The organism is Gordonia sp. CPCC 206044 (genome assembly GCF_048537895.1).
GTDB lineage: Bacteria > Actinomycetota > Actinomycetes > Mycobacteriales > Mycobacteriaceae > Gordonia.
Window position 1 is genome coordinate 221,612 of record NZ_JBCLVL010000005.1, and the last position, 12,397, is coordinate 234,008.

A 12,397-nucleotide genomic window follows, 5' to 3' on the forward strand; every position below is an offset into this window, starting at 1 on the left:
CGGTTTCGGCTGCGGGTTTCAGCGCCGGTGGATCGGGGGTGGGGTGATCGGGTTGGTCGGGGGAGTGGCCCGCGATCTCGGGCCGTCCGGCGTGAGGTCGACGACGTGGACCCCGCGACGATCGAGGTGCTCTGGAGTGGGGGGTTGCGTGCCTGCCAGCGCGGTGGCGGCCGAGCCGTAGGCCACCGCGGTGCGTAGTCGCTCCGGTTCGGTGTCGCCGCGGGACTCGGCGATGAGATAACCGGCCAGTGCGGCGTCCCCGGCGCCGACGGTGCTGCGCGGCACGATCGGTGGCGGGGTGGCGAACCAGGCACCCGCCTCGGTGATGAGCATCGCCCCGGCCGCGCCGAGGGTGACCAGGACCGTCGCACCGGTCCGCTCCGCCAGGGTTCGCGCGGCCGCCGCCACCGGCGCGTGATCACCACGCGCGGTGGCGGCGACGAGGGGTGCGGGGTCGAGTCCGGTGGCCTCGGCGAGTTCCTCTTCGTTGGGTTTGAGCAGATCCGCGTGGCCGTTCATCGTCGCCGAGAGCGGGGCACCGGACGTGTCGACGGCGACGCGACATCCCTGTCCGGCGAGTTCGTCGATGACGGTGCGGTACCAGGTGTCGGGCAATCCCGGTGGCAACGAGCCACACAACGCGACCCAGCGTGTGCCGGCAGCGCCCGCGACGATCAACTCGAGAAACCTGCGAGCCCCGTCGGCATCGAAGGGGACGCCCGGCACATTCAGCTTTGTCGTCGTGCCGTCCGGATCGACGACAGTGATGTTGGACCGCACGTCGCTGTTGGTCGACAGCGCGACGTAGGGCAGTGCCACCGCGTCGAGCGCGGTGAGCAACGGGTCGCCGGTTCGCGCCGGGAGGAGCGCTCGGGCGTGCAGGCCGGCCTCGGTGACGACACGGGCGACGTTGACGCCCTTGCCGCCGGGCTCGGCCCGTACCGCGGTGGCGCGTTGCACGCCGCCACGGTGCAGTGGAGCGGGCAACTCGAGAGTGCGGTCGAGACTGGGATTCGCGGTGACGGTGAGGATCGTCGGTACCGCGTCCGGATCGGGTCGTGTCATGGCTGCTCCCTGGTTCATGCGATCACCACGTCGATGCCTCGTGCCGACAATGCGGCCGACTGCACAGGGTCGATACCGCCGTCGGTGATCACCACGTCGATGTCGGCGAGGTCGGCGAAGGACGAGAGGTCCTCGCGGTTCACCTTGGACGAATCTGACAGCACCACAACGCGATTGGCCACACGTACGATGGCCGACTTGATGGCGGCCTCGTCCGGATCTGGCGTGGACAGGCCGTGCGACTCGCTGATCCCGTTGGTGCCGACGAATGCGGTCGAGATCCGTAGCCGTTCGAGGGCGGACACCGTGTCCGCGCCGACCGTGGCCTGGGTGAGTCCGCGCACGCGTCCACCGAGGACATGCAGTTCCGACGACTGCCCGGCCAGTGCGGCCGCGATCGGGATGCTGTGGGTGATCAGGGTCAGCCTGCGATCGCGCGGTAGCGCCAACGCCGCCTGATAGGTCGTGGTGCCCGCGTCGAAGAAGACCGAGCCGCCATCGGGTGGGAGGAATCGGGTCGCCGCCCTGCCGATGGCGATCTTCTCCTCGGTGTGCGACAGCAGCCGCTCGTCGATGCCCTGCTCGCCGATGACCGGGGTGGCGCCCGGTCGGACCGCGCCGCCGTGAACGCGCTGCAGGTGACCGGACCGTTCCAGCGCCGCGAGGTCGCGGCGCACGGTCTCGCTGGTGACATCGAACAACGAGGCCAGGGCCGTGACCGAGGCGCGGCCGTTGACCCGCACCTGGTCGGCGATCGCCTGCTGGCGTTCCTCTGCGTACACAATGTCCTCGTCTGTGGTTTTGCGTTGCTTTGAATGTGGTGTTCTCTTTGTTTACGCCTGTTTGTGTTGACAAGTCAAGGAAATCTTGTAACTTGAATCACAGAGTTTGGCGATGTCGTCTCTTCCCACACTCGGCCCCACACGGTCGACGCACAGTTAGGACTTCGGTGGCGGATTCACACGTACTGAACGGAACGCCCGTCGTCGGCGGGAAGGCATACGGACCGGCGGTCTGGCCGGGGGAGCGGCCGGTGTACGACCCCTCGACGGCGCCGACGGTGGCCTCCGACGAGCGCGAGGTGGAGACCAAGCGATTCACCGATGCTGCCGCGACCGTCGCCGGACGGCTTCGGGAACGGGCGTCACACGCATCGGGCGCCGCCGCCGAGGTCCTTTCCGCCACAGCAGGATTGGCCGAGGATCGCGGCTGGATCGGTGCGGCATCCGGGCTGATCGCGAAGGGGACGGCGGCTCCGGCCGCGGCGGTCGCGGCGACCGAACAGTTCGCCACCATGTTCACCAAACTCGGTGGGCTCATGGCCGAGCGTGTCACCGACCTCAACGACGTGCGCGATCGCGTGGTCGCCGAGTTGGTCGGCGTCGCCGAACCCGGGGTGCCCGAACCCGACGTCCCGTCGGTGTTGTTGGCCGACGATCTGGCGCCGGCGGACACCGCCGGGCTGGATCCGACGAAGATCACCGCATTGGTCACCCGACTCGGCGGACCGACGAGTCACACCGCGATCATCGCGCGGCAGTTGGGGATTCCGTGTGTGGTGGCGGTCGGTGGGCTGGCGAGCATCGCGCCGGGCACGGTGGTACTGGTGGACGGCACCGCGGGCACCGTCGAGGTCGACCCGGATCCGAAGAAGGCGCAGGCCGGAGTCGAGGAGAGTCGCCGCGTCGCGGCGGCGGCTGCCGCATGGAAGGGGCCGGGCCGGACATCCGACGGCAAACCCGTCGGCATCCTCGCCAACGTCGCCGACGGCGCCTCGGCCCGCACGGCCAGCGGATTCCCGGTGGAAGGCGTCGGGCTGTTCCGCACCGAACTCGCCTTCCTCGACCGCACTGATGCTCCCACGGTCGCCGAGCAGACCAAGCTCTACCGCGAGGTCATCGACGCGTTCGGTGATCAGAAAGTGGTGATCCGCACGCTCGACGCCGGATCGGACAAGCCGCTGAAGTTCGTGGCCCAGCCCGACGAGGCCAACCCCGCACTCGGTGTGCGCGGCAACCGAATCGCCAACGCCCACCCCGAGATCCGCGCGGCCCAACTCGATGCCATCGCGGCCGCAGCCAAGGAGAGTGGCGCGAGTCCGTGGGTGATGGCGCCCATGATCGCCACGGCGGCCGAGGCGCGGGAGTTCGCCGGCGAGGTGCGGGCACGAGGTCTCGTCGCCGGGATCATGGTGGAGGTCCCCGCCGTGGCGATCCTCGCGCCGCAGGTCATGGCCGAGGTCGACTTCGTGTCGATCGGTACCAACGATCTGACGCAGTACACGATGGCCGCGGACCGGATGTCGTCGGATCTGGCGTCGCTGACCGATCCCTGGCAACCGGCGGTGCTGGCGCTGATCGCGAACGTGGCCCGCGCCGGGCGCGCCGCGGGCAAACCGGTGGGCGTGTGCGGTGAGGCCGCGGCCGATCCGTTGCTCGCATGCGTCCTGGTGGGTCTGGGTGTCACGTCACTGTCGGCGGCGCCGGCCGCGGCGGCCGCGGTCGGCGCCAAGCTCGGCCGGGTCACCAGCGATCAATGCAAGTTGGCCTCGGACACGATCCTGGGGCTGGCCGACGCAGCCTCCGCTCGAGCCGCCGCGGCTGCCGCTTTCGGCAGCAACTGACCGGGCGTCGGACGGCTCTCAGACCCGGCGCATCACGGTGACGACCTTGCCGAGGATGGCGGCGTCGTCACCGGGGATGGGCTCGAACAGCTCGTTGTGCGGCATCAGCCACACGTGACCGTCCTTGCGCTTGAACGTCTTCACGGTCGCCTCGCCGTCGATCATCGCCGCGACGATGTCGCCGTTGTCGGCGACGTTCTGTTGCCGGACGACCACCCAGTCGCCGTCGCAGATCGCCGCATCGATCATCGATTCGCCGACCACACGCAGCAGGAACAGCGACCCCTCGCCGACGAGTTCGCGCGGCAGCGGGAAGACGTCCTCCACAGCTTCCTCGGCGAGGATCGGTCCGCCCGCGGCGATCCGGCCCAGCACGGGTACGAACGTGGGCGCGGGCAGGCTCGACCCGTCGTCGGCGGCCGAACCGCCGGGCGGGATGTGATTGTGCTCGCCGTCTGAGATGTTGACCGCCCGTGGACGGTTGTGGTCACGCTTGAGCAGTCCCTTGCGTTCCAGGGTGCGCAACTGATGGGCCACCGACGACGTGGACGTCAGGCCGACCGCATCGCCGATCTCGCGGATGCTCGGTGGATATCCACGTTCCCGGACCGACTGTCGGATGTACTCCAGCACGCCGCGCTGACGTGGGGTGAGCGACGCCTCCGCGACAGCCGGGTCGACAGAAGCCTCGTCGGTGTCGGCCTTCTCGTCGACCGCACGCGGGGTACCGCGTCGTCCGCCGGCCTTGTCGCTCATCGGTGAGTCCTCTCTGTTCGAATCCGGCCCCGGGCCGGGATTCGCGGAAAAACGCTGGTCGATGGGTTCTCTCAGCGCCGAGAGTAACCCACGTCGCAGACATGTTCAAACATTTGTTCGACGTGTGTCGAGACTTTGTCGGTGCACCGTGCTACAAATCGAACATCAGTTCCATCGAACATGTGATCGAGGAGACCGCGATGAGCACCATCACACTGGAACGCCCGCAGGCATCGACGGCGAACGCCCGCACCGACGCCCGTGTGGTCGGCACGCCCACCCGCCGCCGCGCCCACGGTGATCGGAGCAGGCCCGGGCCGAACCGGCCGGCCACCTCGCTGGCCGTCGGCAGGCCGCGGGTTGCCGGCACTCGGTGCGCGTCGCCCGCGTCGACGTCGCGCGTCTACGCACGCCGTCGCGCGGCCGCCCTCGCCGTGTTGGCCGGCGGTGCTCTCGCGATCGTCGTCTGGGTGGTCGCCATCGTCGGGTCGAACTATGCGGCCTCGGTCGCTCCCGAACCCGTCGGCGCCGAGGTCGTGCACGTGCGGGCCGGTGACTCGCTGAGTTCGATTGCCGACCGGGTGGCTCCGGACATGCCGCGCGAAACGGTCATCGATGCGATCGTGGCGCGCAACGATCTGTCCGGCTCGGGTCTGCGCGTGGGGCAGGCGCTGATCGCCCCCGCGTATCGCTGAGGGGCCGGACGGTATCCTCGGTGGCACAGGGTCCAGCCGGAAACCGGCACGGCGTAGCGAAGATCCGGTGCGCCGGTGTGTCCCGCGATGTGCGTGAGGACGACATGCGCTGTCCGTTTTGCAAGAACGAAGACACCAAGGTCATCGACTCGCGTGTCGCCGACGACGGGCAGGTGATCCGACGCCGGCGCTCGTGTGCGGACTGTGGTCGGCGATTTTCCACGGTCGAGAGTGCGGTGTTGTCGGTGGTCAAACGCAACGGTGTGACCGAACCGTTCAGCCGCGAGAAAGTCATGCGCGGCGTGCGTCGGGCGTGTCAGGGGCGCGACGTCGCCGAGGATGCGTTGGCGCAATTGGCGCAGCAGGTCGAGGATGCGGTGCGGTCCTCGGGATCGGCCGAGATCCCCAGCAACGAGGTGGGTCTGGCGATCCTGGGGCCATTGCGTGACCTCGACGCCGTGGCCTATCTGAGGTTTGCATCGGTCTACCGCTCATTCGACTCCGTCGCCGACTTCCAGCGTGAGATCGACGAGTTGCGAGCGGTTTCCGACGAGGTCGGCTGACCCGTCGTATCCGCGGAACCCCGTCGAGGCCGTCGTTTCAGCGGAACCCGTCGAGTGCTTTCATCGCGCGTTTCTCCGAGATCGGATAGGCGGTTCCGAGTCGTTGCGCGAACAACCCGACGCGCAGTTCCTCGACCAGCCAATGCGCGAACTCGTTGAACTCGTCGCGCCGTGCGGCCGGCACCTGGTCCAGACGCTGATTCCATCGGGTGACCACACGGTCGAGAGCGGCGACGCCTGCGCGGTCCCGATCGTGTGAACCCGGCAGGTCGGTCAGTCGGGAGGCGGCCGCCTGGAGATATCGCGGCAGTCGTTCGAGGTGCTGGCGCGGGGTCGCGACGACGAACCCGTCGAAGACGAGCTGATCGAGTTCTTCGGCCACATCGTCGGCGGCCAGATGCCCACTGAGTCGGTCGATCTGTCTGCGCAGCGGGGCGACGTACCGCAGGGCGTCGGTGGCGAGCTCGAAATACTCTGGTGCAGTGGCGGTGACGGTCGGCCGGACGTCGTCGAGTAAGCGCGTGAACGCCGCCGGCGTGCGCACCTTCGAGAGATCACGTCCCGCAACGGCGTCGCGTACCGCGCGCCGGGTGCAGTCCGCAGTCAGGTCGTCGGGACGACGGTACGGACTCTGGCTCAGCGCGAGCCGTCCGGCCGGGTCGAGTGTGGCGGTGATCTTCTTGGGCAACGTCGGGATGGCGCGGTCGAGCAGTGCCACGACCGCGGCGGCGGTGCGCCGGTCACGGTCGGCGGCCGAGGTGGCCTCCGCGCGGGTGACGCCGACGACGACCCCGACGTCGTCGAGGGCCGGGTCGAGCGTGGGGAAACGGGTGATCGACTGTCCGGCAACCGTTGTCGTGGTGGTGTCGGCGAGATCGCCGATACCGTCTGCGGTCCAGGCCGTGTACACAGTGCGTGGCTGCGGGGTCGTCTCGGCGCCGTCGAACCGGTCCTTGAGTGCCGTCAGGGATTTGTCGGTGGCCAGTATCGTCCCGGCCCGGTCGACGACGGCGTAGTTCATCGTCAGGTGCCCCGGGATGCGGTCCGGTGAGAAATCCGTGGGCGACACCGTCATCGTGGTGATCGTGGACAGCTCACGCGCCAGCCCAGAGATCAGGGGTTCGGCGCGTGGAGTGAGTCGTGAGAGTGCGAGGTCGGCAAAACGCTGTGCGGGTGCCATGGATTTGCGGAGCGCCTTCGGCAGGGACTTGACCAGCTCGGTGGCCAGCTCCGAACGCAGACCGGGCACCGACCAGTCGAAGCCGGCGGGGCGGACATGCTCGAGGAGGGGTCGTGGGATCAGAACGGTGACACCGTCGTCGGGCGCTCCCGGCTCGAAGCGGTAGCGCAACTCGAAACGGGTCTCGCCCTGCTGCCAGGCGCCAGGGAAGTCGGTGTCGGCGACGGTGACGTCGGCGGCGACGTCTTCGGGACGCAGATCGAGGAGGTCGGGGCGATCGCGACGGGCCTTCTTCCACCAGGTGTCGAAATGCCTCGCGGAGACCACCTCCGCGTCGATCCGCGCGTCGTAGAAGTCGAACAGTTGTTGCTCGCCGATGACCACATCGCGGCGGCGGGCGCGGTGCTCGACGTCTGCGGCTTCGTCGAGGAGGGCTCGATTGTGGTGGAAGAAGGCGTGTTCGGTGCGCCAGTCGCCTTCCACCAGGGCATGCCGGATGAACATCTCTCGGGAGGTGACCGGGTCGATCGAGCCGAAGGTGACCCGTCGGCGTGCGACGAGGGTGACGCCGTAGAGGGTGACGCGTTCGTACGCCATTGCCGCGCCACGTTTTGCCGACCAGTGCGGCTCGCTGTAGGAGCGGCGGACCAGGTCGCCGGCCAGCTTCTCGGCCCAGAGCGGGTCGATCCCCGCAACGGTGTGCGCGAACAGTCGGGATGTCTCGACGATCTCGGCGGCCATGATGAACTGCGGTGGTTTCCGGGCCACCGCCGAGCCCGGGAAGATTGCCAGCGTGGTGTTTCGTGCGCCGCTGTACTCGCGGGAATCACCTTGGCGGACAGCGATGTTCCCCAACAATCCGGACAGGATGGCGCGATGGATGGCGTCTGCGTCGCGGTCGGTGGGTGTGGTCGCCCAGTCGAGGTCGGTGACGATGCGCGACAGCTGCCGGTGCAGTTCCTGCCACTCCCTGATGCGGAGGAAGTGGAGGAACTCGCGTTCGCACATCCGGCGGAACTGATTGCCGGACAGACTCGCACGCTGCTCGCCGAGGTACTCCCACAGCGTGAGGTGTGCCAGGAACTCCGATCCGGGCACCGCGAAACGCCTGTGCGCGGTGTCGGCAGCCTCTCTGTGATCGGCCGGCCGCTCGCGGACATCGGGAATCGACAGTGCGGCGGCGATCACCAGAAGGTGATCGAGACATCCCGATTCGTGGGCGGCGATGAGCATGCGCGCCAGACGTGGATCGACGGGTATGCGCGCCATGTCCTTGCCGATGCGGGTGAGCACGGGTTCGTGGTCGTCGCGTTCGGTCACGCGGATCGCGCCGAGCTCGGTCAGGACCGCCATTCCGTCGCGGATCGCCCGCGCATCGGGCGGTTGGACGAAGGGGAACTCGGCCACGTCGCCGAGCCGCAGCGAGGCCATCTGCAAGATGACCGCCGCGAGGTTGGTGCGCAGGATCTCCGGGTCGGTGAACGCCGGCCGCGCGTCGAAATCCTTCTCGCTGTACAGGCGGATGCAGATGCCCGGGGCGACACGGCCACAGCGCCCGGCGCGTTGGCGGGCGCTGGCCTGCGAGACCGGCTCCACCGGTAGGCGGTTGACCTTGGTGCGCGTCGAGTAGCGCGAGATGCGGGCGGTGCCGGTGTCGATCACATATCTGATGCCGGGGACGGTCAACGAGGTCTCGGCCACGTTGGTGGCGAGCACGATCCGATGGCCGGACGACGGGGCGAACACACGTTGCTGGTCGGTGATGGACAGCCTTGCGTACAGCGGCACGATCTCGGCCCCGGCCTGGGCCCGATGTCGCAGCGCGTCGGCGGCTTCCCGGATGTCGCGCTCGGTGGGCAGGAACACCAGGATGTCTCCGCTGCCGCGGCCGGCCCACAACTCGCCGATCGCTGCGTCGATGCCCTGGATCTGGTCGAGGTCGCGGTGGTCGTCCTCGGTGTCGTCGGAGGCCAGCGGGCGATACCGGACCTCGACCGGATATGTCCGGCCCGAGACCTCCAGGATGGGTACGGTCGGATCCGGTCCCGCGCCGGTGGAGAAGTGCCGTGCGAATCGATCCGGCTCGATGGTCGCCGAGGTGATGATGACCTTGAGGTCGGGCCGACGAGGCAGGAGTCGCTTGAGATAGCCGAGGATGAAGTCGATGTTCAGACTGCGTTCGTGTGCCTCGTCGATGATCAGCGTGTCGTACTGACGCAGCAGGGGATCGGTGCCGATCTCCCGGAGCAGGATGCCGTCGGTCATCACCTTGACCAGGGTGTCGGCGCCGGCACGATCGGTGAATCGCACCGAGTATCCGATGGCGTCGCCCAGGCGGGTGCCGGTCTCGTCGGCGATGCGGCGTGCGACCGAACTCGCCGCGATCCGCCGCGGCTGGGTGTGGCCGATGGCGCCGCGGATGCCTCGGCCGAGTTCCAGACAGATCTTCGGCAACTGAGTCGTCTTCCCGGAGCCCGTCTCGCCTGCGATCACCACCACCTGGTGCTCGGCGATCGCGGCGGCGATCTCGTCGCGAGCGGCCGACACCGGCAGTTCGGGTGGGAACTCGATGGTCGGAACACTGCGCCGACGCCGCGCGATGCGCGTCTCGGCGGCACCGATGTCGGCGAGCAGCTTGTCCCGGGTGGCGGCTTTCGGCGACCCGCCGAGCTTGTCGATCCGCCGCTGTAGGCGATGTGCGTCGACGATGCTCAGTTCGGCGAGTCGGTCATTCATCGCGTGTCGGTCGTCGGCGGTCGGGGCGGGCATGATGTCTCCAGGATAGATTGGCCCCATGGCAGGTTCACTGTGGCATGGTTTCGCCGACATGGGCGCGGTCGAGTCGACCGGTCCCTTCGTGGTGGCGCGCGGTAGCGGCGCGCGGATCTGGGACTCCGAAGGGCGCGAATATCTCGACGCGACCGCCGGGCTCTGGTTCACCAACATCGGGCACGGACGGACCGAGGTGGCGCAGGCCGTGGCCGCCCAGCTCGGCCGCCTCGCGCACTATTCGGGCTTCGGCGACATCACCGCCGACGTCACCGCCGAACTCGCCGACCGGCTCGCCGCGATCGCGCCGGTGCCGGACAGCAAGATCTTCTTCACCTCCGGAGGTAGCGACTCGGTCGACAGCGCGGCAAAGCTGGCGCGCCGCTACTGGCACGAGATGGGTAAGCCGGACAAGCGCATCATCGTCGGGCGCACCAAGGCCTATCACGGCATGCACGTCGCGGGCACGGCACTCGCGGGCATCCCGGGCAACCGGGAGGGATACGGGGTCCTGATGCCCGACGCCGAGTCGGTGGAGTGGGACAACGCCAAGAGTCTGCTGGGGCTGATCGAACGCCTGGGTGCCGACCGGATCGCGGCCTTCTTCTGTGAGCCGATCATCGGCGCGGGCGGTATCTACCTGCCGCCGGACGGGTACCTCGACGAGGTGCGACAGATCTGCCGCGACCACGATGTGCTCTTCGTGGTCGACGAGGTGGTGACCGGATTCGGCCGCATCGGCGGCGACTCGTGGTTCGCGTCCGGACGATTCGATCTGCAGCCGGACATGATGACCACGGCCAAGGGGTTGACGTCCGGGTACGTCCCCATGGGGGCGGTGTTCATCTCGCCGCGGGTGGCCGAGCCGTTCTACGGCGGTGGCGTCTGGTGGCGGCACGGTTACACCTACGGCGGTCACGCCGGGGCCGCGGCGGCGGCCATGGCGAATCTCGACATCATCGAGCGCGAGGGCCTGCTCGCAGAGGCCACGCGCCTGGAAAGCGATCTGGCGCAAGCGCTGTCGCCGCTGGTCGAACTCGATGCGGTGAGCGAGGTGCGGACCGGCCTGGGGGCGGTCAGCGCCGTGCAGCTGGCCGATCCCACCCAGGGGCCGGCCGCAGTGGCGAGGCTGCGTGAACACGGGGTCAGCGGACGGGCCGCAGGCCAAGGCGCGCTGCAGATCTCGCCGGCATTCGTGATGACGACCGCCGAGGTGAACGAACTGGCGCAGCGACTGCACGCCGGATTGTCCTGACCGCAGTGTTCCACTTGGCCGGTAGCGACCAGGCCGTCGGTCGGGTGGTGCCTTGGCCGCTGATCGAGTCGTGCTTTCGCCGCCGGTCGGGTGATGTTGTCGCCGCTGATCGAGTCGTGCTCTCGCCGCCGGTCGGGCGGTGTTGTCGCCGCTGATCGAGTAGCCCGAGGCGCTAGCCGAGGGCGTATCGAGATCTGCTGTGCGAGGTCTCGATACGCTCCCTCGGCTGGCGCCTCGGGGGCTACTCGACCGGCGGTCGGGTGCCGCTCAGGCGGTGGCGAGCACCTCGGTCGTGGCGATCGCCTGGGCGACACCGGCGACGATCGAGGCGACCTTGAGGGCCTCGAGGATCGCCTCACGGTCGACGCCCGCCTCGCGCAGGGTGTTCTCGTGGGCGGCGACGCAATGGCCGCAGCCGTTGATCGAGGACACCGCGAACGACCAGAGTTCGAACAGCGCCTTGTCGACCCCGGGGTTGCCGATGATGTTCATGCGCAGGCCGGGACGCAGGTCGTCGTACTTGCCGTCGAGGAAGCCGCGACCCCGGTAGAACACATTGTTCATGCCCATGATCGAGGCGGCCCCGAGTGCGCCGTTGTAGGCCTCTGCGGACAGGGTGTCGGCGGCTTCTGCCGCGATCTCACCGAGCACCTTGGCATTTCGCGTCGCAGCCGCGGTGGCCAGCAGGGTGCCCCAGAGCTGCTCTTCGTTCAGCACGGTGGTCCGGCTGATGGTGCCGAGGTTGAGCTTGAGGTCCTTCGCATACTCGGGAAGGACTTCCTTGAGGTTGTCGATGCTCATCGGTTCTCCTCTCAGACGCTGGCGGTCAGCAGTTCGCCTGCATCGATGGTCGGGTCGCCCTTGCGCCAGTTGCAGGCACACAGTTCGTCGGACTGCAGGGCGTCGAGGACGCGCAGGACCTCGTCGACGTTGCGGCCGACCGAACCGGCGGTGACCGAGACGAACTGGATCTCGTTGTTCGGGTCGACGATGAAGGTGGCGCGGTCGGCGACCCCGTCGGCGTTGAGAACGCCTGCAGCGGCGACGAGTTCACGCTTGAGGTCGCTGAGCATGGGGAACGGGAGGGTCTTCAGGTCGTCGTGCTGTGCGCGCCACTGGAAGTGCACGAACTCGTTGTCCACCGAGGCTCCGAGGACCTGCGCATCGCGGTCGGCGAACTCGTCGTTCAGCTTGCCGAAGGCGGCGATCTCGGTCGGGCACACGAACGTGAAGTCCTTGGGCCAGAAGAAGATGATCCGCCACTTGCCGGGGTGATCGTCGCTCGTGACGGTGGTGAAGTAGTCGTCGGGCTGCTGGGCGTCGACCTTGGAGAGGTCACCGCCGATGACCGCGGTGAGGTTGTATGCGGGGAACTGGTCGCCGATTGTCAGCAGAGCCATTCTCGTTTCGCTCCTTGTTGATCGAGTCACTGGGTACGTCGTGTGCGGATGAGATGTCATCACCAGACATGCACCATCGTGCCGGAATTCG

Annotated in this window: 10 protein-coding genes; 4 read left to right on the forward strand and 6 right to left on the reverse strand. The window is 68.2% G+C overall.

Annotation, left to right across the window (positions count from 1 at the left end):
• Positions 1 to 18 precede the first annotated feature (18 nt).
• Positions 19 to 1,065: a 1-phosphofructokinase family hexose kinase gene (locus AAFP35_RS09720; protein WP_419221364.1), complete on the reverse strand. Its 1,047-nt coding sequence runs from the start codon at positions 1,063 to 1,065 to the stop codon at positions 19 to 21.
• A 14-nt stretch (positions 1,066 to 1,079) separates the two neighbouring features.
• Positions 1,080 to 1,847 (reverse strand): DeoR/GlpR family DNA-binding transcription regulator, encoded by a 768-nt coding sequence (locus AAFP35_RS09725; protein WP_419221365.1) that lies wholly within the window; start codon positions 1,845 to 1,847, stop codon positions 1,080 to 1,082.
• A gap of 167 nt (positions 1,848 to 2,014) precedes the next feature.
• Here AAFP35_RS09725 and AAFP35_RS09730 point away from each other — a divergent pair, with 167 nt between their 5' ends.
• Positions 2,015 to 3,688, forward strand: coding sequence for a phosphoenolpyruvate--protein phosphotransferase (locus tag AAFP35_RS09730; RefSeq protein WP_419221366.1), 1,674 nt, complete (start codon positions 2,015 to 2,017; stop codon positions 3,686 to 3,688).
• An 18-nt stretch (positions 3,689 to 3,706) separates the two neighbouring features.
• Here AAFP35_RS09730 and lexA read toward each other — a convergent pair whose 3' ends face one another.
• Entirely contained in the window at positions 3,707 to 4,444 is a 738-nt protein-coding gene (gene lexA / locus AAFP35_RS09735) for a transcriptional repressor LexA (protein ID WP_419221367.1), read from the reverse strand.
• A 200-nt stretch (positions 4,445 to 4,644) separates the two neighbouring features.
• On the opposite strand from lexA, the gene AAFP35_RS09740 reads away from it, so the two are divergent.
• The gene (locus AAFP35_RS09740; RefSeq protein WP_419221368.1) at positions 4,645 to 5,139 is read left to right on the forward strand and encodes a LysM peptidoglycan-binding domain-containing protein; all 495 of its coding nucleotides are present in this window, start codon (positions 4,645 to 4,647) and stop codon (positions 5,137 to 5,139) included.
• Between the two features lie 104 nt (positions 5,140 to 5,243).
• Complete coding sequence (gene nrdR, locus AAFP35_RS09745) at positions 5,244 to 5,702, forward strand: transcriptional regulator NrdR (RefSeq protein WP_419221369.1); 459 nt, start codon at positions 5,244 to 5,246, stop codon at positions 5,700 to 5,702.
• A 37-nt stretch (positions 5,703 to 5,739) separates the two neighbouring features.
• Here the strand turns inward: nrdR and hrpA are convergent, their stop codons facing one another.
• Positions 5,740 to 9,651, reverse strand: coding sequence for an ATP-dependent RNA helicase HrpA (gene hrpA, locus AAFP35_RS09750; protein ID WP_419221370.1), 3,912 nt, complete (start codon positions 9,649 to 9,651; stop codon positions 5,740 to 5,742).
• A 25-nt stretch (positions 9,652 to 9,676) separates the two neighbouring features.
• Between hrpA and AAFP35_RS09755 the strand changes: the two genes are divergently transcribed.
• Entirely contained in the window at positions 9,677 to 10,906 is a 1,230-nt protein-coding gene (locus tag AAFP35_RS09755; RefSeq protein ID WP_419221371.1) for an aspartate aminotransferase family protein, read from the forward strand.
• A 267-nt stretch (positions 10,907 to 11,173) separates the two neighbouring features.
• Here the strand turns inward: AAFP35_RS09755 and AAFP35_RS09760 are convergent, their stop codons facing one another.
• Both AAFP35_RS09760 and AAFP35_RS09765 read right to left on the reverse strand, forming a co-directional pair.
• A complete protein-coding gene (locus AAFP35_RS09760) occupies positions 11,174 to 11,707 on the reverse strand; it encodes an alkyl hydroperoxide reductase (protein ID WP_419221372.1) in 534 nt (177 codons plus the stop codon).
• A gap of 11 nt (positions 11,708 to 11,718) precedes the next feature.
• A complete protein-coding gene (locus AAFP35_RS09765; protein WP_419221373.1) occupies positions 11,719 to 12,306 on the reverse strand; it encodes a peroxiredoxin in 588 nt (195 codons plus the stop codon).
• Between the last annotated feature and the right edge of the window lie 91 nt (positions 12,307 to 12,397).

Excerpts from the sequence above, each read along its gene's own strand:
- AAFP35_RS09720 (WP_419221364.1), bottom strand. The coding sequence starts at position 1,065 with ATGACACGACCCGATCCGGACGCGGTACCGACGATCCTCACCGTCACC.
- lexA (WP_419221367.1), bottom strand. The coding sequence starts at position 4,444 with ATGAGCGACAAGGCCGGCGGACGACGCGGTACCCCGCGTGCGGTCGAC.
- AAFP35_RS09740 (WP_419221368.1), top strand. The coding sequence starts at position 4,645 with ATGAGCACCATCACACTGGAACGCCCGCAGGCATCGACGGCGAACGCC.
- nrdR (WP_419221369.1), top strand. The coding sequence starts at position 5,244 with ATGCGCTGTCCGTTTTGCAAGAACGAAGACACCAAGGTCATCGACTCG.
- hrpA (WP_419221370.1), bottom strand. The coding sequence starts at position 9,651 with ATGCCCGCCCCGACCGCCGACGACCGACACGCGATGAATGACCGACTC.
- AAFP35_RS09755 (WP_419221371.1), top strand. The coding sequence starts at position 9,677 with ATGGCAGGTTCACTGTGGCATGGTTTCGCCGACATGGGCGCGGTCGAG.
- AAFP35_RS09760 (WP_419221372.1), bottom strand. The coding sequence starts at position 11,707 with ATGAGCATCGACAACCTCAAGGAAGTCCTTCCCGAGTATGCGAAGGAC.
- AAFP35_RS09765 (WP_419221373.1), bottom strand. The coding sequence starts at position 12,306 with ATGGCTCTGCTGACAATCGGCGACCAGTTCCCCGCATACAACCTCACC.